The following is a 24,668-nucleotide window of genomic DNA, read 5'->3' as shown; positions in this document are numbered from 1 at the left end:
GGGGAATCCGGGTGGTTGACCCAAGGCATCTGTGATGAAATGCGACCCCAATCTCTATCGCGCAACAAAGCCATCACTTGCCGTGAAACCCCGTCTGATCCGCCATTTGTTCCTGCCGCCGCTGATCATCATCCTGATGGTCGGACTGGGTTATGCCGGCTTCGGGATCAGTGAGCGCTATGGCATTCGCAGCCTCAGCGAAAACGGTCAGCGTCAGCTCGAACTGAATGCCCGCGCCGTCGAAAGCGAAATCAGCAAATACACCTACCTGCCCAGCCTGCTGGAACTCGAATCGAGCGTTTCGCAGTTGCTGGACGACCCGACCCCGGAACACCGGCAAACGGTCAACGATTACCTGGAAGGCCTCAACCGGCGCAGCCGCAGTCGGGCCATCTACGTCATGGACACCACCGGCCGCGTCATGGCCACCAGCAACTGGCGCGATGTCGACAGCTACCTCGGCGAAGACCTGTCGTTCCGCGCCTACTTCCAGAAAGCCGTTCGTGGCGAGCCCGGACGTTTCTACGGGATCGGCAGCACCAACGGCGAACCCGGCTACTACCTCGCCCACGGACTGGAAGAACACGGCAAAATCATCGGCGTCGCGGTGGTCAAGGTTCGCATGGAAGCCATGGAAGAGCGCTGGCAACGGGCGCGGCTGGAGGCCTTCGTCAGTGACGAGAACGGCATCATCATCCTTTCCAGCGATCCGGCCCGTCGCCTGAAATCCGTAGTACCGCTGAGCGACGAGACCAAGGAAAAACTCGCCCGCAGCCTCCAGTATTACTGGTTCCCGCTCAACGAACTGCAACCGCTGGCCCGGGAAACTCTCGCCGAAGGCGTGGAAAAACTCACCTTCCCGGCCAACAGCGAAGTCCAGCCGCAACAGGAACGCGATCAGGAAAACATCAGTTACCTGGCGCAAACCCGGCCACTGAGCGACACACCTTGGAGTTTCACCCTGCTGACACCGTTGCAGGACCTGCGACGCGAAGCGATCAATCAGGGGATTCTGGTGGCGGTCGCCTTTGCGCTGGTGGCGTTTTTGCTGATTGCCTGGAACGAGCGCCGCAAGGTCATTGCCACCCGCCTCGCCGCCCGGGAAGCCTTGCAGGAAGCCAACAATCAGCTGGAGCGTCGGATTACCGAACGCACCGCCGACCTGCGCGCCAGCAATGACAGGCTCAAGAGTCAGATCCGCGAACGGCGTCAGGCCGAAGAAACCTTGCGCCGGGCCCAGGACGAACTGGTGCAGGCCGGCAAACTCGCAGCCATCGGCCAGATGTCCACCAGCATCGCCCACGAACTGAACCAGCCATTGGCCGCGATGCGCACCTTGTCCGGCAATACGATTCGCTTTCTGGAACGTGGTCAGCTCGACGTCGCCAGTACCAACCTGAAAACCATCAATGACCTGATCGACCGCATGGGCCGGATCACCGCCAGCCTGCGCTCGTTCGCCCGGCGCGGCGACGACAAGGGCCGGGCCAGCCTCGGCAAAGCCGTGGACGCCGCACTGCAAGTACTCGGTGCCCGTGTCGAAACTGCCTCTCTGCAAGTGCATCGTCAGTTCATTGATGTGCAAGTGCAGATCGACCAGACGCGGCTGGAACAGATTCTGGTCAACCTGATCGGTAATGCCCTCGACGCCATGCAGGCACAACCGCTGCCGGAACTGTGGCTGGAAGGCGAAGAATTCGATGGCAAATATCGCCTGCGGGTACGCGACAACGGCCACGGCATCGATGCTGAGGCGCGCAAGCATCTGTTCGAGCCGTTCTTCACCACCAAACCCGGCGAACAGGGTCTTGGCCTCGGCCTGACCCTGTCGGCCAGCCTCGCCGCCGCCACCGGCGGACATCTGGGTGTCGAACACCCGGCCAGCGGTGGTACCACCTTCGTCCTCAGTTTACCGTTGGTAAGCCCTACTCCTGCCGAGCCAATATGAACAACGACCTTAGTGTGCTGATCGTCGAAGACGATCCCCATGTGCTGCTCGGCTGCCAGCAGGCCCTGACCCTGGAAGACATTCCCTGCATCGGCGTCGGCAGTGCCGAAGAAGCGCTCGAGCGGGTCGGCGACAACTTCGCCGGCATCGTCATCAGCGACATCCGCCTGCCCGGCATCGATGGCCTGGAACTGCTGACCCGTCTCAAGCAACGCGACCGCAGCCTGCCGGTGGTGCTGATCACCGGTCACGGCGACATCTCCATGGCCGTCGGCGCGATGCAGAAAGGCGCCTACGACTTCATGGAAAAACCGTTCTCCCCGGAGCGGCTGGTGGACGTCGCCCGGCGTGCGCTGGAGCAACGCAGCCTGGCTCGCGAAGTCTCGTCCCTGCGTCGGCAACTGGCTGAACGTGATTCGCTTGAAGGACGGATCATCGGTCGCTCGCCAGCCATGCAGAACCTGCGCGAACTGATCGCCAACGTCGCCGACACCTCGGCCAACGTGTTGATCGAAGGCGAAACCGGCACCGGCAAGGAACTGGTCGCCCGTTGCCTGCACGACTTCAGCCGCCGCCACACCAAACAGTTCGTCGCGCTGAATTGCGGCGGCCTGCCGGAAAACCTGTTCGAAAGCGAAATCTTCGGTCACGAGGCCAACGCCTTCACCGGCGCCGGCAAACGGCGGATCGGCAAGATCGAACACGCCGACGGCGGCACGCTGTTCCTCGACGAAGTGGAAAGCATGCCGCTGCCGTTGCAGATCAAATTGCTGCGTGTGTTGCAGGAACGCACCCTCGAACGCCTTGGTTCGAACCAAAGTGTGGCGGTGGATTGCCGGGTGATCGCGGCGACCAAATCCGACCTCGACGAATCGAGCAAGGCCGGGGAATTTCGCAGCGACTTGTACTACCGCCTCAACGTGGTGACGCTGGAGCTGCCGCCCTTGCGCGAGCGCCGCGAAGACATCCTGCAACTGTTCGAACACTTCACCCAGCAATCGGCCCTGCGCTTCGACCGCGCATTGCCGGAGCTGGACAACCAGACCCTGTCCAGCCTGATGAGCCACGACTGGCCGGGCAACGTGCGCGAACTGCGCAACGTCGCCGAACGTTTTGCCCTCGGCTTGCCGGCGTTCAAGAAAACCGGCGCGGGTAACGCAGGCCAGGGCCTGGCGTTCGCCGAAGCGGTGGAAGCCTTCGAACGCAACCTGCTCAGCGATGCCTTGCAACGCAGCGGCGGCAACCTGACCCAGGCCAGCCTCGAACTGGGCATGGCCAAGACCACGCTGTTCGACAAAGTGAAAAAATACGGCCTGAGCCATTAAGCGAGAACGATGTGGACCTGATTTTCAAGGCAATGATCGGTGCGGCGGTGGTCGTGATTCTCGCCATGCTGGCCAAGACCAAAAACTACTACATCGCCGGCCTGGTGCCGTTGTTCCCGACCTTCGCCCTGATCGCCCACTACATCGTCGGCAAGGGCCGCTCGGTCGACGACCTGAAGACCACTATCGTATTCGGCATGTGGTCGATCATTCCGTACTTCGTATACCTGGCGACGCTGTACGTGATGGTTGACCGGCTGCGCCTGGAAGCTTCACTGGCCGTAGCCGCTGTCGCATGGCTGATGGCGGCGACGGTACTGGTCAGCGTCTGGGTACGCCTGCACGCCTGACGACTGCCGTGTGGCAGAGGGCCTGGCCCGGCCCTTGCATTTACCCCCAAAAGCCCGCCCGGCCGGCGCTCATGTTCGATGAGGCCGGTGTCTGGGAGGGTCTGCCAAGGGTGAATTGCGACCTTGAATATTTTAGACCTCGACCACAGCCTGACAGGCCAGGCGTCCATCATGCGGCTGCTCGACAGCGGCCGCGCCAAACGCCTGGACCTGCTCGACCTCGGCCCGAAACTGCGGCTCTGGTCCAGCGAACGAACCTTCCGTCGTTTCGTCGAACGCCTGCGTGAGCGGCCCCGGCACAGCGGCCCGGCACCGGAAATCTTTTTCGTCGGTTCCGGCGACTATCACCATCTGACACCGGCCTTCCTGACTGACCTGCCCGAGCCGGTGAGCCTGATCCACTTCGACAATCATCCCGACTGGGTTCACTTCGCCCCCCGTCGCCACTGCGGCTCGTGGGTCAATCAGGCGCTGAAACTGCCGAACATCGACCGCATCGTCACCCTCGGGCCGTGCAGCGACGATCTGCAAAATCCGCAGATCAAGGGCGGCAATCTCGGTGCCCTCAAACGCGGTGTGTTGCAGCTGTTCCCGTGGCAGCACCCACCGTCGAAAGTCTGGGGCCGGGTGGGCGATGGCGCCGGTCATCAGCAACAGGAAAACCTGCTGCACTGGCACAACCTGGCCGATCAGGACTGGACGGCGTTTCTCGATCAGATGATCGCCAGCCTGCCCACGGAGGCGGTGTGGATCACCATTGACAAAGACGTGCTGGCCAGCGAAGACGCCGCGACCAATTGGGATCAAGGCCAGATGCGCCTGAGCCATTTGCTCCAGGCGATCCGCAGCCTGGCCGCCAGCAAACGCATCATCGGCATCGACATCTGTGGCGAGTTCGCCCGCCCGGCCTTCAGCAACGCGTTCAAACGCTGGGAAGCCAAATCCGATCAGCCGCCGGCCGAACGCTGGAGCGAAACCGATCTGCTGCGCAACTCGGCGACCAATCAGGCGCTGATCGAGTTGTTCGAGGAGCTGTTCCCATGACCTTGACCGTGATTTTGCTGGTGGCGTTTTCCATCGTGCTCGACGTGATCGGCCAGCTCTGTTTCAAGCTCGGCCTGGACCGTTTGCCTGAGCTTGAGGGCGGTTTTCGGCTGGGCGCGTTCTGGGGGCAGGTGTTCAATGCGCCGCTGTTGTGGTGTGGGATCGGCGCTTACGTGATCGAGTTTTTTGTCTGGCTCGAAGCACTGTCCCGGGCGCCGTTGAGCCTGTTATTTCCCGCCGCCGCACTGGCGTATTGCGGCGTGGTGCTGGCCGGCAAGCTGTTCCTCGGCGAGACCGTCAGCCGACGTCGCTGGATGGGCACACTGGTGATTACGGCGGGCGTGATGCTCGTGTGTGTCGGCCATGCCTGATTCTCAACTGATACTCAAAAGGAATGGCTCGATGGATTGGCTTCACGGCCGCCTCGGCACGGTGGTGCTCTGGGCGTTGCTGATTATTCTGGAAAGTGGCGGGCAGATCGCGACCAAGGTCGGCGGCGATCAACTGGGGCAGATGGACTTCACCCTGCAATGGCTGCTCAACGTCGCCCAGGCACCGGGCGTGCTGGTGGCGATTGCCTGCTACATCGGCGCGTTCTTTGTCTGGATGCTGATTCTGCGACGCAGCAGCCTGTCCCTGGCGTTCCCGCTCAGTTCGCTGGTGTTCGTCGGCGTGTTGCTGGGGTCTTGGCTGGGGCTGGGAGAGCAGATCAGTGCGCTGCACTGGGTGGGCGTGGCCGTGATCATGGGCGGCATTGCACTGATGGCCGAGGGCGAGGAAAACTGAGGAAAACGATTGTGGGAGCCTGTCGGCTCCCACGGCTTTGCGATTCAGTCCTTGCGATGAGCCACCAGAAATCCGAGGCCATGGGCCACCGGAATATCCTTCACTCCTGCCTCCCGCTGCTGCCCGGCAATTTCCCGGTGAAACGCCTTGACCCGGGTCCAGTGCATTTTCGGCCGATAGTGGTGTTCGGCGTGGTAGCCGTTGTTCATCCACAACAGGTTGTAGAGCGGGCTGTAGGCGCTGACGCCCCAGGCGATCGGCGAATCCGGGTTGCCGCCAAAATGCTCGTAGTAGCCGTTGAGCGATGACAGCGCCTGGCCCAGATACCAGAACGGCAACAACACCAGCACCGCCCGCCAGTCGTAGGCCGCCAGCCCCAGGTAAAACGCCACGGTTACGCCGATCTCCACTTTGACCCAACGCGCATCGTCGGGACGCTTGCGACGCATCTCGTCGTAGATCGGCTTGGGGTCGTCACGAAAGAAACTCAGGAAGGTGTAAGCCCAAGGATTCTCTGGCTGGCCGTCCTTGCCCCGCTGGTAGATCGACAACGGATCGATGGTCTTGCCATCCGCCCTTGGCCGGTCCGAGTTGCCCCGGTGATGGCGGTTGTGGATATCGCGGTAGAGGGTCTGGGAGAAACCGATGGTCACCGACAGCAGCAGGTCAAAGGCGCGGTTGAGCCACGCCGGGGTGAAGTAGGCGTTGTGAATCTGGTTGTGGGAAATGCTGTTGATGCTCCACGACAGGCTCACCGCATAGCCCAGCGCCAGCGGTAGCAACGCCCACCAGGACAGCGCGTGAAAGGCTGTGACCAGCCACACGACAAAAGCGAAATGAGCCAGGCCGAGCGCGATGGGAATCAGGTCCCACAGCGAGTGGGCCAGCAGACGATAAACAGGGCGAGCCATGAAGAACATCCTGAAACAATGGGTTCGACACGGCTGTCTGCAAAGGCCAGACCAGTTCCCGCCTGGCTCACTTGAATTTGTAGGCGATCGCCATCTGCACCTCGCCCTGATTGGTATCGCCGACGCTTTTGACAATGCTGCTGTCGGCCGCCGAGTTCGTCAGGTGAATCCAGCTGGCACTGGTCACCAGCGACCATTGCGGCCCAAGCGGGAACTCGAAACTCTGGGTCAGCGCGATGTTCTGCAAGCCGCCGCCAGCGTTGTACGCGCGGATGCCGGAGGCCTGGGCTTCCTTGTCGCTGACACCGAAGAACGTGTTGTTCTGCCGGGCATCGGCAAAATGCGCGGTCAGATTGCTGCTGCCGATCACGCCGCCGCCCAGTGGATAACCGATCTCGCCACCGACCCGACCGAGCACGCCGCCCTGTCCGCCGCCACCGCCGATCGCCTGGCCAACGGACGCGAATACCCGCCAGAAGTCGGCCGGCGCGTACTGCACGAAACCGCCGGCCTCGGCCATGTCGGGCACATCGCGCAATCCGCGCAATTCGCCGTTGGAGGTGCGGCCCGGCAGGTAATTCACATAAGGGCCGGCGCTGAAACCGTTGGCCTTCAAAGCGTTCCAGGTCAGGCCGTCGTCAGTACTGAGGCTGACATCGCCCCAGTCCAGATCGAGATACGGTATCGGCCGTGTTTCATAACGGCTGCCGCTGGGATCGTGAGGCTGATAACCCAGGCCCACGCCCGCCTCCCCGGTGATGCCGCCCGCCATGGCGCTTGCCGAAAAAGCGCTCAGCGCCGCCAGTAAAAGCAGTGTCTTCCTCTTCATGAGGCCATTCCTTTAATTGAACATGCGCGCATCAATCCCCGGATGCCGCCCACCGCGCAAGCACTCATGTTGTTTGTAGCAAGCTACAAAAATTGTAGCTTCGAATCGCCAAAGCACCTCATCAGCCCCGCCAACATGGGGGCCGAAGCACTTGGCACAGTCCCTGCTCTACCCCTCGGCAAGCGCACACAACGCGCTCTGACCAATAGGTAATGCAGATGATTGACTGGCATATCGTGTGTGATTTCGACGGGACCATCACCCGCACCGACGTGATCGACAGCATTCTCGAACGCTTCGCCGACCCGAGTTGGGAAGTGATCGAAAACCAATGGCTGGCCGGTGAAATCGGTTCCCGTGAATGCCTCAGCCGCCAGCTCTCGCTGGTCAAGGCCACGCCCGGCCAACTGCTGGAATTCTTCGACAGCATCGAGATCGATCCGGACTTCCCCGACTTCGTCGACCACGCCATCGGCCTGGGCGCTTCGTTCGAAGTGGTCAGCGACGGCATCGAACAAGGCATCGCGCGAATTCTTTCGCGCAACTACGTGACCTTGTTGCCGATCCTCGCCAACCGCCTGCGACAGCTCGATCACGAAAGCTGGCGCATCGATTTTCCGCACTCCAGCGATGCCTGCCGCGCGGCATCCGGCAATTGCAAATGCAAATCCACGCCCGGCAACAAACGGGTGCTGGTGATCGGTGACGGCCAGTCCGACATGTGCGTGTCGTCCACCGCCGACTTCGTCTTCGCCAAGGGACGCCTCGCCGAATACTGCGAACGCAACGCGATCCCTTACGCCCGCTTCGACAGCTTCGCCGAACTCCCGGCTTTGCTGGCGCTGCTGCCAAAAGCCAGCGCCGCCAACGCTACTACTTTCAACACTGAAACCCAGGAACTCTTCCACCATGTCTGATATTCGAATTGCTACTGCGGAAGACCAGATTCTTCTGGAAAAAGAAGCCAAATACTGCTCCTACGGCGACACCGTTCACTACATCGAACCGCCGCGCATTTTCAGCCGCTGCGAAGGCTCCTATGTCTGGGACACCGAAGACCAGGCCTACCTCGACCTGCAAATGTGGTACTCGGCGGTCAACTTCGGTTACGCCAACCCGCGCCTGAACAATGCGCTGAAACAGCAGATCGACACCCTGCCGCAGATCGCCAGCCAGTACCTGCACAAAGGCAAGATCGAGCTCTCGGAAATGATCGCCGTGGACGCCAAGAAGAAGTTCGGCCTCGACGGTCGCGTGCACTTCAACGTCGGCGGTTCACAGTCCATCGAGGACTCGCTGAAAGTCGTGCGTAACGCCAGCAACGGCAAGAGCCTGATGTTCGCCTTCGAGGGCGGTTACCACGGTCGTACCCTCGGCGCCTCGTCGATCACCTCCAGCTACCGCTATCGCCGCCGCTACGGCCACTTCGGCGAGCGCGCCAACTTCATCCCGTTCCCGTACCACTTCCGTGGTCCGAAAGGCATGACCAAGGAAGAGTACGGCAGCCACTGCGTGCAGCAATTCGCCCGTCTGTTCGAGACTGAATACAACGGCGTCTGGGACCCGAAAGTCGGCCAGAGCGAATACGCAGCCTTCTACGTCGAGCCGATCCAGGGCACCGGCGGCTACGTGATTCCACCGATGAACTTCTACAGCGAACTCAAGCATGTGCTGGATCAGCACGGCATCCTGATGGTGGTCGACGAAATCCAGATGGGCTTCTATCGCACCGGCAAGCTGTGGTCGATCGAACACTTCGACGTCAAACCGGACGTGATCGTCTTCGGCAAGGCACTGACCAACGGCCTCAACCCACTGGGCGGCATCTGGGCGAAAGAAGAACTGATCAACCCGAAAGTCTTCCCGCCAGGTTCGACCCACTCCACCTTCGCCTCCAACCCGCTGGGCACTGCCGTGGGCCTGGAAATGTTCAAGATGACCAGCGAAGTCGACTACGGCGCGATGGTCATGGCCAAGGGCAAATACTTCCTTGAAGGCCTGCAGGATCTGCAGAAACGCTACCCGATCATCGGCGACGTCGATGGCCTGGGCCTGGCCCTGCGCTGCGAAATCTGCGGCCCGGACGGTTTCACCCCGGACAAGGCCACCCTGGACTTCATGGTCGAAGAAGGCATGAAAGGCGACATCGAGATCGACGGCCGCAAACTGGGCCTGATCCTCGACGTGGGCGGTTACTACAAAAACGTGATCACCCTCGCGCCATCGCTGGAAATCAGCTACCCGGAAATCGACCTGGGCATTGCCCTGCTCGACCGTCTGCTGGCCCGGGCGATGAAACGATGAACGCGGCCGGGATCGATCTGGGCGAAGGCGACGCCGGTTTCGTTCTCGGCACAGGGGAGGTCGCGGTGTTGTTGATCCACGGCCTCACCGGCACCCCGACGGAGTTACGTCGGGTCGCCGTGGGACTGGCCAAGGCCGGTTGCACGGTGTACGTGCCGACCCTGGCCGGGCACTGCGGCGGCAATGCCGATTTGCAGGCCACCGGCTGGCGCGACTGGTACGAGGGTGTGCGCAAGACCTTCGTCGGCATCCGCCGTCAGCACAGCAAAGTGTTTGTCGGCGGCCTGTCGATGGGTGCGGTGATGTCGATGTACGTGGCGTCCGAGCATCCTGGCCAGGTAGCGGGGTTGCTGATGTATTCCACGACGCTCAAGTACGACGGCTGGAGCATCAACAAACTGGCGTTTCTGACGCCGTTGCTGATGAAAATCCCGTTCGGCGTGCACATCTGCAAGTTCGAAGAGAAACCGCCCTACGGCATCAAGAATGAACGTCTGCGGGCCATCGTCGAACGGCAGATGAAGGAAGGCCACAGCAGTGAGGCCGGCCTGCTGACCATGGAAGGCGTGACCGTGCGCGAACTGCACCGGATGAACGCCGTGGTGCGCAAACGCATGCCCTCCATCACCGTGCCGGCACTGGTGCTGCACTCCATCGAGGATGACATCACCAGCCGCTGGAACGCCGACTACGTGGAACGCAAGCTCGGTGGCGAAGTGGTGAAGATCCTGCTGGACGACTGCTATCACATGATCACGGTCGATCTGCAGTACCGACGCGTCGTGGAACTGAGTGTGCAATTCATCCACAACCACCGCACCGACCTGCCGCTCACCGCTCCCTCTCTGCCAACCGAGGAATACCGGCAACGGGCGTGAATCGACTGCAAAACGATATGCCTTGCCGGTTAAGGAAACGACGTGATCACGGCCCAAGCCTTTTCAACCATCGAAGCGATTGATCGCGACGCGTGGAATGCCTGCTTTCCCGAGGAGCTCGAAGACTGGGCCTATTATCGCGCCGTTGAACAGGCCGGCATCGACGGCTTTCACTGGCGCTATCTGGCGTTGTTTGAAGACGACCGCCTGATTGCGGCAGTGGTGGCCTTCAGGACTGCCTATTCGCTCGACACCACCCTGCAAGGCACTGTCAAAGGCTTCAGCCAATGGCTGCGCAGTTGCTGGCCGGGGCTGTTCGACATTCGCCTGTACGCCCTCGGCTCGCCGGTGGCCGAGCAGTGCCACGTCGGCACCCTCCCGTCTATCGATCCAAGCCGCTTACCTTCACTGTTTTCACGTCTGCTGAATCTGGCCCGTGAAGATGCAAACCAGGCCGGGGTCGGCCTGCTGGCCGTCAAGGATGCTTCCCACCGCAATCCGCAATGGCTGCAGGCCTGTCGCGAGGCCGGGTTGCAGAGCATGCCGGGGTTGCCCGGTGCCGAGCTGCCGATCACCTTCGGTTCGGTCGACGCCTACCTCGGCACCCTGGGCAAATCCACCCGCAAGGACCTGCGCCGGACCCTGCGCGGTTCGGGTCCGCGAATCGAATGGCGGCGCTCGGTCGACGACCTGTTGCCGACCATGATGCGGCTTTACGAAGCGACCCTGGCCCGCAGCGATCTGACATTCGAGTGTCTGCCGGCCGCGTACTTTCGCCAGGTGCTGGAACACCTCGACGAGCGTGCCGCCTGCGTTTTGTACTGGGTCGATGACGAGCTGGTGGCGTTCAACCTGGTGCTGCTGGACGATCAACGGCTGGTGGACAAGTTCTTCGCCCACGACCTGGCGCACACCCGCGAGCACAAACTGTACATGCGCAGCTGGCTGGCCAATGTCGGCTACTGTATTGAACACGGCATCCCGATCTACGCGTGCGGCCAGGCCGGTTATGCCAGTAAGCTGCGCCTGGGTTGCTCGTTCGTCGGCAACACCGTGTTTTTCCGCCACCGCCATCCCGTGCTCAATCAACTGCTGCGGCTGGTGAAGTTATTCATCCGCCCGGATCGTACCGACCCGGCCATGGCGACTGCGATAAGCGAACAACAATAAGCGAGCATGATGATCAACGACCGACGCGCCACCGCCCGACCCTTCGCCCTCTCCGGCTGGAGCCTGCAACGCAAACTGGTGCTGGCGTTCTGGCTGGTCAGCGTGATCCCGACCATGATCGCCGCGGAACTGGCGGCCACCACCCTGTCGCAGATTTTCGACAGCAACGTGCGGATCTGGCTGCAGGAGTCGACCAAAATCGTCGAGGACGAAATCAGCGAGATCCTGCGCGACAACGCCCGGGTCGCACAGTTGTTCCTGCGTTACACCCGTCCACCCACCGACCGGCAGTCGGCCAAGCACAACAAGCTTACGGCGGACATCGCCGACTCGATGGGCATCGACGTGGTCGCATTGATCCGCAACAGCGATCACAAAGTAGTGTTCAGCACCGCTGCCGATGACATCGTGCGGCAAATCAGCACCGCGCCCAAAGCCGTGTTGCAGACCCTGCAAGTCGGCGGCGTGGCGACCGGCACCGTGGTCTCGACCTTCGAAACCGATCAGGACGGCACCGACTACAAACTGGTCGTCGCGACCTACCTCGACAACAGCTTCCTGACCAGCGTGGCCGACGTGCACTCCCTCGATTTGCGTCTGTACCTGGCCAAGGGCGCGGACTTCTCGGAGATTTTCTCCACCCAGCGCTTTGAAGATCATCCCGCAGTGGTGCCGGAACACATCGAACAGCAACTGCGCAGCACCAAGCAACCGATCGAGCAGTCGACCAACCGTTACAGCGGTATCTATCGACCGATTCTCAATGAAGCCGGCGAGCTGCAAGGTGTGGTGTTCAGCGGTTTGCTGCGCCATACCACCCTGGTCGGTCTGGTGAACCAGAGCAACCTGTTCATCCTGATCTTCATCCTCAGCTCGGCGGCTTCGCTGGCGGTCGGCTGGCTGGTCTCGCAGCGCCTGACCCAGCCACTGCGCGGTCTGGCCAAAGGCGTGCAAGCGGTGATCGCCGGGGACTACCGTCAGCGCCTGCCGGTCACCGGCGGCGATGAACTGGCGGAACTGAGCAGCACCTTCAACCACATGAGCGAACGCCTCGCCGAGTTGCAACACCTGGAATCGCAACTGCGCCGCCGCGACCGCTTGCATGCGCTGGGCGAAGTCGCAATGGGCCTGGCCCATGAAATCCGCAACCCCCTGGGCATCATTAAGACTGCCACGCAACTGCTGCACCGACGCGCCGACCTGCCGGAAACCGACAAGCGTCATCTGGAATACGTGGTCAGTGAAGTCAGCCGCATCAACGACCTGATCACCGAATTTCTCGACTTCGCCAAGCCCAGCGCACCGCTGCGTTCGACCCAACTGGCGCGGCCGCTGGTGGATGAACTGGTCGGGTTCTGCGCCCCGGAACTGGCCAGCCACAACATCGATGTGCGAATCGACGACCGCGCCCCCGCCGCCACCCTGTATGCCGATGCGCGGCAACTCAAACAGGCTGGCCTGAACCTGATCGTCAACGCCATCGACGCCATGCCCGACGGTGGTCGCCTGACCCTGGGCATCAGCAGCGACCAACACAACACCGTCATCAGTGTCAGCGACACTGGCCAGGGTATCGAAGCGGATATGCTCGAACGGATCTTCACGCCGTTCGTCACCACCAAGGCGTCCGGCACCGGGCTCGGCCTGGCCAAGGTGTACTCGATCATGGAAAGCCATGACGGGCGCATCGAATGCGTCAGCGAAAAAGATGCCGGGGCCACGTTCAGCCTGTACATTCCGGCCAACGGTGCAGATTTCGACGAGGACAGCGATGACGCATAACGTACTGGTGGTCGACGACGAGCCCAAACTCTGCGACCTGCTGGCATCGGCCTTGGGTCAGAACGACATTGTGGTGTTCACCGCCGGCAACGGCCTGCACGCGCTCAAGGTGCTGGAAGCCGAAGACATCGATCTGGTAATCAGCGACTGGCGCATGCCCGGCATGGACGGCCCGCAACTGCTGGCGGAAATCAAAAACCGTTTCCCGCAGTTGCCGGTGATCGTCATGACCGCCTACAGCACGGTGAAAAACGCCGTGCAGTCGATGCGCAACGGCGCTTTCGACTACATCGCCAAACCCTTCGATATCGATGAGCTGGACATCACCGTCAGCAAGGCCCTGCAATTTCGCGACATCCTCAAAGACAACCAGCGCATGCGCGCCGAACTCGACGAGCACCAGCAGATCGATAGCCTGGTGGGCGACAGCCCGAGCTTTCGCCGGGTACTGAGCGCGATCGACTCGGTGCGCGAAAGCAACGCCACCATCCTGCTGACCGGCGAAAGCGGCACCGGCAAGGAAATGGTCGCCCGGGCCATCCACAAGCACGGCAACCGCGCCGACAAACCGTTTGTCGCGGTCAACTGCGCGGCAATCCCGGAAGGGTTGCTGGAAAGTGAAATGTTCGGCCACCGCAAAGGCGCGTTCACCGGCGCAGTGGCGGACCGGGTCGGGCGCTTCCAGCAGGCGGACAAAGGCACGCTGTTTCTCGATGAGATCGGCGAAATGCCGCTGGCGCTGCAAGCGAAAATCCTCCGCGCCTTGCAGGAACGCATCATTGAACCGGTGGGCGATCCGCGCGAGCGCAAGGTCGATGTGCGGGTCATCGCCGCGACCAACAAGAACCTGCTGGACGCCGTGGCCAACAAGGAGTTTCGCGAAGACCTCTATTACCGCCTCAACGTGTTCCCGATTCCGTTGCCGGCCTTGCGAGAGCGGGTCGAAGACATCGCGCCGCTGGCCCGGCATTTCGCCCATACCCTGGGCGCTGCGGCGGGTAAGCGCTTCAGCGGTTTCAGTGCCGAGGCGTTGCAGGCGATGGCCCGTTATTCATGGCCGGGAAACATTCGCGAACTGCAGAACTGCGTCGAGCGCGCGACCATCGTCGCGTCCGGCGCGGAGATTGAGGAGCAGGACTTGCCGGCCTATCTGTTTGCCTCACAGCCGACCGAGCCCGGTGCTCTGGTCGCCGAAGGCAGCGTGCCGGCCGACCTGGAAGCGGCACTGGCAGAAGTGGAAAAAGCCTACATCCTCGCCGCGCTGGCCCAGAGCAATGGCGTGCAGGCTGCGGCAGCGCAGTTGATCGGGATTTCCGAGCGCAGCTTCTGGTATCGCCTGAAAAAACTGGGGATTCACGTGGACAAGATCGTCCGGTAGTCAGGGTTCCCGGACAATGCCGGGAACCCTCACGGCGTCAGTTCACCGTACCGCCCTTCGCCTCGCTCATGATCTGCCGGATCGCCCCGACAAAGGTATCGACCGGCTGGCCACCGCTGACCGCGTATTGCCCGTTGAATACCACGGTCGGCACCGAGCTGACGCCGCGCGACAGCCACAATTGCTCCTCCTTGCGCACGTCGCTGGCGAATTCGTCGGATGCCAGAATCGTCTCGGCGCGCTGTCGGTCGAGGCCGACGCTTTCGGCAATCTGCGCCAGTTGCGAGTGATCGGACGGGTTGCCGCCATCGGTGAAGTAAGCCTTGAACAGCGCCTCTTTCAACGGCAACTGCAAGCCCTCCTCCCCGGCCCAGTGCAGCAGCCGATGAGCATCGAAGGTGTTGTAGATGCGGCTGTTGGAATCGGTGCGAAAGCTGAAACCGACATCGGCGCCACGGGAGCGGATCACTTCACGATTCTTCTGTGACTGCTCTGGCGTCGATCCGTATTTTTCATGGATATGTTCGCCGATGTTCTGCCCTTCCGGTCCCATCTTCGGGTTCAGCTCGAACGGCTGGAAACGGATCTCGGCTTGCACCTCGTTGCGCAGAATCTCCAGCGCCCGCAGCAGACCATACAGACCGACGACGCACCACGGGCAGGACACGTCGCTGACAAAATCGATTTTCAGGGCAGAACTCATGACTCACCTCGTGCGTTCAATCATGGCCAAAGACCTGCACGATACACCCGCTAGAGCAGATTGCGCTCGGCCACCGGTTCGATCTGCGCCCAGTGCGAGGTGTCTTCACGGTGTTGCTGCAAGTACGGCAACACCGCCGCCAGCAACGGCGCCTTGAACGCCTCCTGGAAACGATGGGCCAGACCCGGAATCAGCTTCAACTGACTGCCGCGAATGTGCGCCGCCAGATGTACGCCATGCATCACCGGCAGCAACGGATCGGCCGTGCCATGCACCACCAGCGTCGGTACGCGTAACTGATTGAGCAACGCCACGCGGCTTGGCTCGGCAAGGATCGCCATGATCTGGCGCTTCACGCCTTCGGGGTTGAACGCCCGGTCGTAGGACAGCGCCGCCTGATGCAACAGCATCTGACGATCATCGGTGACCGTCGGACTGCCCAGCGCCGCCAACAAATCCGCCTGCTGCTCCAACGCCACTTCGCGATTGGGTGCACCGCGTCGCGACAGCAATTGCACCAGCGCTGCACTCGGCGCCGGCAGGCCTTCGGCGCCGGAGCTGGTCATGATCAGCGTCAGGCTCTCGACCCGTTGCGGGGCCATGGCGGCCAGGTGCTGGGCGATCATCCCGCCCATGCTCGCGCCGAGCACGTGGAATTGCTCGACGTGCAGCGCGTCCATCAGGCCCAGCGCATCGTCGGCCATGTCAGTCAGGCTGTAGGGCGCCGCCACCGGCAGGCCGAGTTTGTAGCGCAGCACTTCAAACGTCAGGTTGGCCTCGGCCGGCGCCTGACGCCAGGTCGAAAGACCCACGTCACGATTGTCATAGCGGATCACCCGAAAGCCCTGCTGACACAGGGCGACCACCACTTCATCCGGCCAGTGAATCAACTGCCCGCCCAGCCCCATCACCAGCAACAACGCCGGATCCGACGCACGACCAATGCTCTGGTACGCCAGGCTCACCTGCTCCAGATCGACCCGTTCGGTCGGTACATTGACGTCGCAACGCGACGCCGCATAAGACGCCTGCCCGAAAAAAACCGCGGCCAACAACGCCGCGATTGCAAAAAATCCCTTGAACATGAAAAACACCGAAACGCAGAACCCCAGTAGAGCGCGAGTCTGATGAAGTTTGTTCAAGCGCGCTGCCACAGTTCGATGACAGTTTGATGAAGAGTGCCGAGCGGTCAGGGGTGGCAGCGATAACTATGTAACGCCGCCGCCTTCGGTTATCGCCTTTCAATGGTTAACAGATGGAGTGGATCTCCCGCTCCCCGTCACGAACCTGTTGACCATGTCCGAAAGCATCTTTACCGAATACAACCCGCCAGCGCCGCAGGTCTGGCCGGCTTCATTGCCCTTGCCGCAGAACATCGACAGCGCTCTGCTGCACAACGCCACGATACGTTGGCACAACGCCAGTCAGGACTTGCGCGAGCTGCTGGCCGGTGTGCCTTCCATTCGCACCTCGCTGACCGACCTGCTGGAGCGCGAACTGGATCTGGGAGAGCCGGATGCAGGCCTTCGCTTTCCAGCAACGGATACGCTCCCCGAGCAATTTGTCGGATTCACATCGATCCTTGCGTGTTTCTGTCAGAAAAACCGACCCGAAAAGACACCGGACCGCCCCGCCGAAGTGGTCGGCCTGGGTGCAAGCCACCTGTTGAATGCCCTTACACCACTGCAATTGCTGGCCCGAATCAAAAGACTCGATCCGGAAAAAGAACTTAATTGGCGCTGGAATTCCTATTGGGACGCACGCGCGCCCGGCACGCCGCTTTCCCGTCGCGAGCACGCCGCACGGTTGTACCTCGTGCATGTTGAAGCAGCAGCGCAAGTCGCTCTGGCTCAGCGCTCTCTGACCGCGGACCAGTTACGGCCATTGTGGCTGCTCATGGAGAGCGCGTCCCCGGCCCCGCGACTGGACGATCGACCCATAAACCGCGAGCGGCTGGAACTGTTGCTCGACAACAACGACCGGAGCAGCCTTCCCGGCGCCTGGGTCATCAGTGTCGGCGAACGACAATCGGGGCGGCAATTATTGTATTTGCCTCATCGACCGGTGCCCTTGCAGACCTTCGCCAATCGCAACGAGATGGAATCATCGCTGCGCGACCAGCAACTCGTTCCGCAGGAAGTGTCTGCCTCGGGGCTTCGCTTCGAATACAGCGCCGACGTTCTGCCACTGACTACAGGTATGAGTGAATGGCTGGCCCAGGTGCAGGAGGCTCGACTCAATGCTTTGCGTCAGGATTCGGACAGCGGGTTGGATCTGGCCGAACAGGGCAACCGGGCGTTGGTTCCGGCTGATCGCGTGGATCGCCAGCACAGCGTGGCCGGTTTTGTCGCGCCACCTCCCGCCTTGCCAGCACCGAGACCTTCGGGCCTTGATGAGGAATATCCCCTGTTTGGCGCCCTGTTCGCCGACATCCCCTGGAGCGTGCGTCAGACAGCACTGAAGCGACAACAACACGCACTGCACTCATGGACGAACCAGGCCGGCGATGAGGGACAACGAACGCTCGATGGTTTTTTCCAACGCATGGAGGACGCCGAACGATTGGCGGATGCGGCCGCCCAAGCGCTGATAGACCGTGAACGAGTTCTGGATACCGTCACGTTCAATCGCGAGTTCACTGCGCTGCATCAGGCACACAAGACAGGTCTGCTCGCCGAAGCCGAACTGCAGCAGACAATCGGGCAATTGAGCGGCGATCAATTCCAGGCAATCCAATCAGCATTGAACGACGCCAGTGACAGCAGTACCGACCTGTGCGCGGCCGAAATATCGCTGTCGGTACACGAACCGCCAGGCGCATCGGGCACCACCAGCGGGCAGACTCTCAACGGCCCTCTGGTCATCACTCATCCAAAGGTTCTGTCGGAACCGAACGCATCGTACAGCCTGTTACTGTACTGGCCCGGGACCGGAGGCGGACTGCAACGCTTCGAAAACCGCCGCGAGCTGGAGCGTGAGCTGTTCAAGATTCAGGAGCGGGACACGGTGCTGGCCCTGCACCTGAAGCGAATCAGCGGCGATCCCCTGCAACATGCGCTGAACCAGGTGACTCGCGAGTTCGAGGAGCGGGCAGGCACGATACGTCAGCAGTTTGCTCAGTCACCCTCGGCGCAGCGGGCCGAACAGCTGGAAAAGTTGCGCATACAGTATCGGTCTGCGCTGCAAGTCCCGATAAACGCTTCAATGCAGCTGGCAGTCACCTACCTGCGGGAGCAACGCACGACCCTCTCCATAGCCTCCAGCCTGCCAGACTGGTTGAGCGATCTGTCCGGTCCTGATCGTGACAGACTCAGGTGGCAGATCGAGTCGTACATCAAAGCCATGCAACGTAGCCAGGCGCTGATGGAAACAGCCCTGCCACCCCGCGACGATTTCATCCGACAACACTTGCATGAGCGTCTACGCAGGGACTTTTCGATCAAGGGGCATTTCACCGTGCGACTGGATCTGCCCGACTCGGTGGCAATGGAAAAACACACGATCAGGGCGCCCGGAGCACCCGGCACGCCACAGAAGCTCGAACTGGTGCCCAGCAAAGCGCGCAGCATGATGCCTCTCGAAGATCTGGCCCGGCACAACATCGACAATACACCGTCGATGAGTCTGGAACCGCTGCTCCTGCGCCTGGGTTTCATGACCGTGGAAGTGACAACGACCGACGAGAAAGAGCGCCAGGTCCTGATCACCGGCATCACGAAAAGCTATCTGCGCAAGACCCTACCCGACCTGGACCTGCCCGACGCCTACGAAACCTTGGTCCGCAAGGTGTTCATGGGCGCTCACGATGACCCGCCGTTCGTCAATGAACATCGCCGCGAGTGCCTGCTGGAACCCTGGCGGTTGATGCTCAGGCTGCAAGGTGAATGCGCTCGCCTGCAAAACCGGATCAGTGCACAGGATCTGCAGATACTCGACATCGCCGTTGATGCCGACACGCCTTTCGCCTGGCGAGCAAACAACAGGCACATCGTCTTGCTGCCAGCCCTGCTCATCTCAGGCGGCAAGGACACGCCAAACGAAGGTCCGGTGACGCTGTCCGGCGTGAGCTTCATAGAAGAAAGGGTCAGTGGGACCACGTTGTTGTACCTGACCGACAGCCCCGATGGGCAATGCCTGCGCCGCTATGACAACCTGGAAGCGGCACGCCAAGCGCTGTTCAACCTTTGCGTACAGGATAAATGGTCACGCTATCTGGCCGGCCGGGCTGTACAGGGCAACGTGCAGGCCCACGAATACCGTATAGATCAGGCCGTGCTCAAACGCTTCGATGCCTTGATCGGAGTAGGCGAACGCTGGCCGGCAACTACCTCCCTGGCCGCGCACTTGCTCAATGCGCAAATGGGGCGGCTGATCCAGGTCCATCGCAGCACCTCGCGCTCCAATGCCGACTTGACCAGGGAGCGCGACGCTCTGAGCCGTTCGCATGTGTTCACCTACATCAAAATGGCCTTGGGTCTGGTGCCGTTTGTCGGCACTGCCATAGGCTTGTATGACGCCTGGAACAGTGCCAATCAGGCCGTGGCCGCTTTTTTGCGTGGTGCAGTGGGCGATGGGCTGGCCGAAATCGAAGCGCTGCTGTTGGCCGTGATTGATGCGGCAATGGACGTCCTGCCCCTGGCAGGCGCAGGCACCGGCACCGGCGCCCTGACGCGCAACCGACAGCTGCGCAAACTGGCCGGCAGTCCCGCAGCGTTGCAGCCATCTGACGGGCGAAAGGCAAAACACACGAGGACACGATTCGCCGATTACGAACATCAGCAGCCCATCTTCCTGAGCGGCCTGCAACCGGCCAGTGCCGGGCTGTTTCGTAATGTCTACCGGCATGCCGACGGCGATTTCGTTGTGCGCCAGGGACGGATCTATCAGGTCGAATTGAGTAAAGACTCACGAGGCTGGCGTCTGGCAGGCAACTCGCAGAAAACCTACAAGCAGCCGATTGCCCTGGATGAGGCTGGCGACTGGGACACGCATTTCGGGGTGTACGGGACGACGTTTGACGGCGGCGGAGCGGGCGGTGGCAATGTCGTCGGGCATCTGGCCGATGTGCTGGATCCCGTCTGGCCCGCGAGCATTCGTCAACGATTGCCACGCTGGTGGGGGGATCGGGTGTATCGCCGTCAACAGCAATTGACCCAGGCCACCGATGATTTCGCGCGGCAGATCGACGCTCGATTCGCCGAAAGTCACGCCGTCATCTCCCGCTACAACGATGCTCCCGTTCAACAACGCCCGGCGTTGAGAGCGGCTGCCGATGCAGCCTGCATCGCCGACATCGAACTGGTGACTCGACGCTATCGGCTGTTGACCGACCTTCTGCCTCTGACTCACGGCAACAAACGACGCAAGGTCCTCGAGTGCATGAGCCTTGATGCCTGGAAGGTGGCCGACCGTCTTCAATTGCGTGTTCATCACATCAATCACCAGGTCGCCCCACTGCTAGACCGGATCGACCCTCTGATCGAACGTCTGATAGACCTCCCGGAAAACCTCCACAGCGAGCACATCGCCTTGCATAGACAGATTCACGGATTGCGCAGGGAAACGATGCAAAAAACCGACGAGATCGAAGGGCTGATGCACGATCTCAACCACTGGTACGACCGCATTACGCTTCCCCGGGACAAGGCGCACATGCGAACGGAAGTCGAGGCTTTGAACAAGCGCCTCAGTGAAAGCAACCTGCTTTATCTGAGGACCGGCAGCCTGCTGGAGATCGTCCAGCGCTACGACAATCTCGCCGAGCTGTCCTGGCACTTTCTGCAAAACCAGGCACGAGAGCTGCGTGCCAGGATGGATCGTGCCCTCTACATCCAATTCAGCCTGCCCGAGACCGCTGCGACCCGGGCCCAACGCAATCGGATCCTGCAGGACTGCCTCGATACGTATGCGCAGTTCCGGCGGGCCATGACCGTGTGGACGGCCAGCTACTCCCAACACTTTTACAGGGATGACGTTCCTGCCCTGATGGCCGGCATCGAGAAAATGGCTGACCGGGCACGCAGAACCCTTGAACTGCCGACGGTGTCCGCACCTACCGGGCGCAGTAATAAAAAGATCTTCACCACCGAAGACGATCAATTGTTGATCGGCGTCGAACACTGGGAGTCGACCACACAGACGCGTCGCTATCACCTGACCGGCAAGGGCGGTGTCGAGGAGGTCTGGGAACAGGGCAGCAGCGGCAAATATCGCCTGTTGAATGCGTCTGCCCGCACGCCGTCGCTTATGGAGCAGGATCTGGGATCGTTGGTGACAGAAGCGCGCACGCGACTGGATCGATTGCCGGCGTACGAGATCAAGGTAAGCACCTACGCCCGCCAGGGCATGCTCCCGGTCGATCTGGAACACATGATGGTCAGCGAGGCTGAGGAACTGATTCGCCGGGCACAAGGGATCGGGCGAGTCGACGCGCAGAATCCGATGATCGCCACCCTGCGTGGCAAGGCGACCGAACTGCGGATCCGCGGACGGCAAATGCGCACCCGTCAATCACTGGGCAGCAAGAGCCCTACCGATGGCATGCTCGACGATCTGATCGGACAGAACGCTGTGGACATCCGCAAAGTCGCGCCATTGAAGCACCTTGGCAAACGCAAGGACGGTCGCATCGATTATCTACAGGAGTACGAAATCCGTGACCTGACCCAGGCACCGCCAAAACTGCTGTGGTACGCCCACTTCCACTATTCAAAGGCGACGCCCGGTTTTCGTGAATTCGAAAAGGCTCATCTGAAGCTGCCCGAACACCGATTGCTGACCCACGCCGACGATCCGTCTCTGCCGGATGCCGATATTGCCAAGCGCTCGTCGGTACTGACCCATTTCGAAAACCTGTGAAAGCAAACGGGGGCGGTCAAACCGCCCCCTGCTTGTCAGGCCAACTGACTGCGCAGTTGCCGCGCTGCCGCGACCATGTTGATCAGTGCCGCTTCGGTCTCCGGCCAGGCTCGGGTCTTCAGGCCGCAATCGGGGTTGACCCACAACCGCTGCGCCGGAATCCGTTTCACGGCCTTGCTCATCAATTTGACCATTTCCGCCGTGTCCGGCACTCGCGGCGAGTGAATGTCATAGACGCCCGGGCCGATGTCGTTCGGGTAGTCGAACGCTTCGAAGGCTTCAAGCAATTCCATGTCCGAGCGCGAGGTTTCGATGGTGATGACGTCAGCGTCCATGTCGGCGATGGCCTTGATCACGTCGTTGAATTCGCTGTAGCACATGTGGGTATGGATCTGGGTTTCGTCCTTCACACCCGAGGCGGTCAGGCGGAATGCTTCCACCGCCCAGTCGAGATAATCCTGCCATTGCGCGCGGCGCAGCGGCAAGCCTTCGCGGAACGCGGCTTCGTCGATCTGCACGATCTTGATCCCGGCGTTTTCCAGATCCACCACTTCGTCTCGCAGGGCCAGCGCCAGTTGTTGCGCCTGGACTTTGCGCGACACGTCTTCGCGGGGGAACGACCACATCAGCATGGTCACAGGACCGGTCAGCATGCCTTTCATAACCTTGTCGGTCAGGCCTTGAGCGTAAGTGATCCAGTCCACAGTCATGGCTTTCGGACGGCTCAGATCGCCATAAATCACCGCCGGTTTCACGCAACGGGAACCGTAGCTCTGGACCCAACCGAAACGGGTGAACAGGTAGCCGTCGAGCTGTTCGGCGAAGTACTCGACCATGTCGTTGCGCTCGGCTTCACCGTGCACCAGCACATCGAGGCCCAGACGTTCCTGAACTTGCACCGCGTGGCGGATTTCACTGCGCATGGCGTCGTGGTAATCGTTGGCCGACAACTTGCCCTGCTTGAACGCCTGGCGGGCCAGACGGATCGAGCCGGTTTGCGGGAACGAACCGATGGTGGTGGTCGGAAACGTCGGCAATTGCAAGCGCGCCTGTTGCGCGGCGATGCGTTTGGCGAACGGCGAATGGCGCTGGCTGTCGCCGGCGTTGATCGCTTTGATCCGAGACTGCACGTCGGCCTTGTGGATACGTGGCGAACGGACGCGGCTCGCTTGAATGGCGCGGCTTTCGGCCAGTGCGCTTTGCACTTTCGGTGCTTGTGGATCATTCAGCGCATCACGCAAAACCGATATTTCGCTGCACTTCTGCACGGCGAATGCCAGCCAGCTTTTCAGTTCCGGATCGAGCTTGTCTTCACGCTCGACATCCACCGGACTGTGCAGCAGCGAGCAGGAACTGCTGACCCACAGGTTGTCGCCAAAGCGCTCCTGGGCCGGTTGCAGTTGCGCCAACGCCTGCTCCAGTTCGCAGCGCCAGACGTTGCGACCGTTGACCAGACCCACCGAGAGAATCTTGTAGGTCGGCAAGCGATCCAGTACCTGGCCGAGCTCTTCAGGAGCGCGCACCGCGTCGATGTGCAAACCTTGCACTGGCAGGCCCACGGCCAGGCCCAGATTGTCTTGCAGGCCACTGAAATAGGTCGCCACCAGTTTCTTCAACGGCGAATACTGAAGGATGTGATAGGCGCGTTCGAAGGCGCTTTTCCACGCCTGCGGCAGGTCCAGGGTCAGGATCGGTTCGTCGATCTGCACCCACTCCACGCCCTGCGCGGCAAGGCGACCGAGGATTTCGTTGTACACCGGCAGCAGACGTTCCAGCAGATCAAGCTTGTCGAAGTCGTTGCCTTTCGCTTTACCCAGCCACAGGTAAGTCAGCGGGCCGATGATCACTGGTTTGACGTTGTGACCGAGGGCCTTGGCTTCTTCGACTTCATCGAACAGTTGTTCCCAGCTCAGCTTGAATTGCTGGTCTGCGGTGAATTCCGGGACCAGGTAGTGGTAGTTGGTGTCGAACCACTTGGTCAGCTCTTGGGCGTACTGGGTCTTGCCGTGCTCGCCGCCGCAGCAGGAAGCCGTGGCGCCACGGGCCATGGCGAACAGGGTGTCGAGGGTCGGCAGACCGTGCTCGTCGCGCACGCCGTCGAAACGCTCAGGGATCACACCGAAGGTCAGCGAGTGAGTCAGCACCTGGTCGTACCAGGCGAAGTCGCCGACTGGCAGCAGGTCGATGCCCGCGTCTTTCTGCAACTGCCAGTGAGTGGCTCGCAGCTCGCGGCCGACCTGATTCAGGGCGGCCTGATCGAGATCGCCTTTCCAGTAGGCTTCGAGGGCTTTTTTCAGTTCGCGGTCAGCGCCGATGCGCGGGAAACCAAGGGTGTGGGCCACGGCCATGTCGAGTGTTCTCCATTGCGTAAAAGATGGCGCCATTGTCGACAGCCAACCCAA

Annotated in this window: 18 protein-coding genes; 13 read left to right on the top strand and 5 right to left on the bottom strand. The window is 61.2% G+C overall.

From position 1 onward, the window contains the following. Positions 1–34 precede the first annotated feature (34 nt). The 6 genes from JJN09_RS13525 to JJN09_RS13500 all read left to right on the top strand — a co-directional run bounded on the left by JJN09_RS13525 (position 35) and on the right by JJN09_RS13500 (position 5,453). A complete protein-coding gene (locus JJN09_RS13525) occupies positions 35–1,948 on the top strand; it encodes a sensor histidine kinase (protein ID WP_249490569.1) in 1,914 nt (637 codons plus the stop codon). Then, entirely contained in the window at positions 1,945–3,273 is a 1,329-nt protein-coding gene (locus tag JJN09_RS13520; RefSeq protein ID WP_302852057.1) for a sigma-54 dependent transcriptional regulator, read from the top strand. Before JJN09_RS13525 ends, JJN09_RS13520 begins: the two co-directional genes overlap by 4 nt. A 20-nt stretch (positions 3,274–3,293) precedes the next feature. Further along, positions 3,294–3,623: a GlpM family protein gene (locus tag JJN09_RS13515; protein ID WP_249490804.1), complete on the top strand. Its 330-nt coding sequence runs from the start codon at positions 3,294–3,296 to the stop codon at positions 3,621–3,623. A 123-nt stretch (positions 3,624–3,746) separates the two neighbouring features. Continuing rightward, positions 3,747–4,667: an arginase gene (locus JJN09_RS13510; RefSeq protein WP_249490568.1), complete on the top strand. Its 921-nt coding sequence runs from the start codon at positions 3,747–3,749 to the stop codon at positions 4,665–4,667. Further along, entirely contained in the window at positions 4,664–5,038 is a 375-nt protein-coding gene (locus JJN09_RS13505; RefSeq protein WP_085730163.1) for an EamA family transporter, read from the top strand. The genes JJN09_RS13510 and JJN09_RS13505 overlap by 4 nt, the downstream gene beginning before the upstream one ends. Further along, positions 5,031–5,453 (top strand): EamA family transporter, encoded by a 423-nt coding sequence (locus JJN09_RS13500; RefSeq protein WP_249490567.1) that lies wholly within the window; start codon positions 5,031–5,033, stop codon positions 5,451–5,453. The genes JJN09_RS13505 and JJN09_RS13500 overlap by 8 nt, the downstream gene beginning before the upstream one ends. Positions 5,454–5,497: 44 nt before the next feature. Here JJN09_RS13500 and JJN09_RS13495 read toward each other — a convergent pair whose 3' ends face one another. After that, entirely contained in the window at positions 5,498–6,364 is an 867-nt protein-coding gene (locus JJN09_RS13495) for a fatty acid desaturase (RefSeq protein WP_249490566.1), read from the bottom strand. Positions 6,365–6,431: 67 nt separating this feature from the next. Continuing rightward, entirely contained in the window at positions 6,432–7,193 is a 762-nt protein-coding gene (locus JJN09_RS13490) for a MipA/OmpV family protein (protein WP_249490565.1), read from the bottom strand. Between the two features lie 218 nt (positions 7,194–7,411). On the opposite strand from JJN09_RS13490, the gene JJN09_RS13485 reads away from it, so the two are divergent. Genes JJN09_RS13485 through JJN09_RS13460 form a run of 6 tightly spaced genes read left to right on the top strand, consistent with a single transcriptional unit; the run spans position 7,412 to position 14,705 of the window. Continuing rightward, the gene (locus JJN09_RS13485; RefSeq protein WP_249490564.1) at positions 7,412–8,110 is read left to right on the top strand and encodes an HAD-IB family phosphatase; all 699 of its coding nucleotides are present in this window, start codon (positions 7,412–7,414) and stop codon (positions 8,108–8,110) included. Continuing rightward, complete coding sequence (locus JJN09_RS13480) at positions 8,103–9,497, top strand: aspartate aminotransferase family protein (protein ID WP_096818493.1); 1,395 nt, start codon at positions 8,103–8,105, stop codon at positions 9,495–9,497. Before JJN09_RS13485 ends, JJN09_RS13480 begins: the two co-directional genes overlap by 8 nt. After that, positions 9,494–10,375, top strand: coding sequence for a carboxylesterase (locus JJN09_RS13475; RefSeq protein WP_249490563.1), 882 nt, complete (start codon positions 9,494–9,496; stop codon positions 10,373–10,375). The genes JJN09_RS13480 and JJN09_RS13475 overlap by 4 nt, the downstream gene beginning before the upstream one ends. A 42-nt stretch (positions 10,376–10,417) precedes the next feature. After that, positions 10,418–11,545, top strand: coding sequence for a GNAT family N-acetyltransferase (locus tag JJN09_RS13470; RefSeq protein WP_249490562.1), 1,128 nt, complete (start codon positions 10,418–10,420; stop codon positions 11,543–11,545). Positions 11,546–11,554: 9 nt separating this feature from the next. Continuing rightward, positions 11,555–13,327, top strand: coding sequence for an ATP-binding protein (locus tag JJN09_RS13465; protein ID WP_249490803.1), 1,773 nt, complete (start codon positions 11,555–11,557; stop codon positions 13,325–13,327). After that, positions 13,317–14,705, top strand: coding sequence for a sigma-54 dependent transcriptional regulator (locus JJN09_RS13460; protein ID WP_249490561.1), 1,389 nt, complete (start codon positions 13,317–13,319; stop codon positions 14,703–14,705). Before JJN09_RS13465 ends, JJN09_RS13460 begins: the two co-directional genes overlap by 11 nt. Before the next feature lie 37 nt (positions 14,706–14,742). On the opposite strand, the gene JJN09_RS13455 is transcribed toward JJN09_RS13460, so the two are convergent. Together JJN09_RS13455 and JJN09_RS13450 are read right to left on the bottom strand one after the other, a co-directional pair. After that, positions 14,743–15,408 (bottom strand): DsbA family oxidoreductase, encoded by a 666-nt coding sequence (locus tag JJN09_RS13455; protein WP_249490560.1) that lies wholly within the window; start codon positions 15,406–15,408, stop codon positions 14,743–14,745. A gap of 50 nt (positions 15,409–15,458) precedes the next feature. After that, entirely contained in the window at positions 15,459–16,493 is a 1,035-nt protein-coding gene (locus JJN09_RS13450) for an alpha/beta fold hydrolase (protein WP_249490559.1), read from the bottom strand. Positions 16,494–16,704: 211 nt separating this feature from the next. Here JJN09_RS13450 and JJN09_RS13445 point away from each other — a divergent pair, with 211 nt between their 5' ends. Then, positions 16,705–22,266: a DUF6543 domain-containing protein gene (locus tag JJN09_RS13445; RefSeq protein ID WP_249490558.1), complete on the top strand. Its 5,562-nt coding sequence runs from the start codon at positions 16,705–16,707 to the stop codon at positions 22,264–22,266. A 35-nt stretch (positions 22,267–22,301) separates the two neighbouring features. Here the strand turns inward: JJN09_RS13445 and metE are convergent, their stop codons facing one another. Beyond that, positions 22,302–24,614, bottom strand: coding sequence for a 5-methyltetrahydropteroyltriglutamate--homocysteine S-methyltransferase (gene metE, locus JJN09_RS13440; protein WP_249490557.1), 2,313 nt, complete (start codon positions 24,612–24,614; stop codon positions 22,302–22,304). Positions 24,615–24,668 lie beyond the last annotated feature (54 nt).

The organism is Pseudomonas sp. HS6 (assembly GCF_023375815.1).
Lineage (GTDB): Bacteria > Pseudomonadota > Gammaproteobacteria > Pseudomonadales > Pseudomonadaceae > Aquipseudomonas.
The sequence above is the reverse complement of the archived record's forward strand: the minus strand, read 5'-3'. Positions and strand labels throughout refer to the sequence as shown.

Coding starts and splice junctions, on each gene's coding strand:
- JJN09_RS13485 (WP_249490564.1), top strand. CDS start 7,412: ATGATTGACTGGCATATCGTGTGTGATTTCGACGGGACCATCACCCGC.
- JJN09_RS13450 (WP_249490559.1), bottom strand. CDS start 16,493: ATGTTCAAGGGATTTTTTGCAATCGCGGCGTTGTTGGCCGCGGTTTTT.
- JJN09_RS13495 (WP_249490566.1), bottom strand. CDS start 6,364: ATGGCTCGCCCTGTTTATCGTCTGCTGGCCCACTCGCTGTGGGACCTG.
- JJN09_RS13460 (WP_249490561.1), top strand. CDS start 13,317: ATGACGCATAACGTACTGGTGGTCGACGACGAGCCCAAACTCTGCGAC.
- metE (WP_249490557.1), bottom strand. CDS start 24,614: ATGGCCGTGGCCCACACCCTTGGTTTCCCGCGCATCGGCGCTGACCGC.
- JJN09_RS13490 (WP_249490565.1), bottom strand. CDS start 7,193: ATGAAGAGGAAGACACTGCTTTTACTGGCGGCGCTGAGCGCTTTTTCG.
- JJN09_RS13465 (WP_249490803.1), top strand. CDS start 11,555: ATGATCAACGACCGACGCGCCACCGCCCGACCCTTCGCCCTCTCCGGC.
- JJN09_RS13505 (WP_085730163.1), top strand. CDS start 4,664: ATGACCTTGACCGTGATTTTGCTGGTGGCGTTTTCCATCGTGCTCGAC.
- JJN09_RS13455 (WP_249490560.1), bottom strand. CDS start 15,408: ATGAGTTCTGCCCTGAAAATCGATTTTGTCAGCGACGTGTCCTGCCCG.
- JJN09_RS13525 (WP_249490569.1), top strand. CDS start 35: ATGAAATGCGACCCCAATCTCTATCGCGCAACAAAGCCATCACTTGCC.
- JJN09_RS13500 (WP_249490567.1), top strand. CDS start 5,031: ATGCCTGATTCTCAACTGATACTCAAAAGGAATGGCTCGATGGATTGG.
- JJN09_RS13445 (WP_249490558.1), top strand. CDS start 16,705: ATGTCCGAAAGCATCTTTACCGAATACAACCCGCCAGCGCCGCAGGTC.
- JJN09_RS13480 (WP_096818493.1), top strand. CDS start 8,103: ATGTCTGATATTCGAATTGCTACTGCGGAAGACCAGATTCTTCTGGAA.
- JJN09_RS13520 (WP_302852057.1), top strand. CDS start 1,945: ATGAACAACGACCTTAGTGTGCTGATCGTCGAAGACGATCCCCATGTG.
- JJN09_RS13475 (WP_249490563.1), top strand. CDS start 9,494: ATGAACGCGGCCGGGATCGATCTGGGCGAAGGCGACGCCGGTTTCGTT.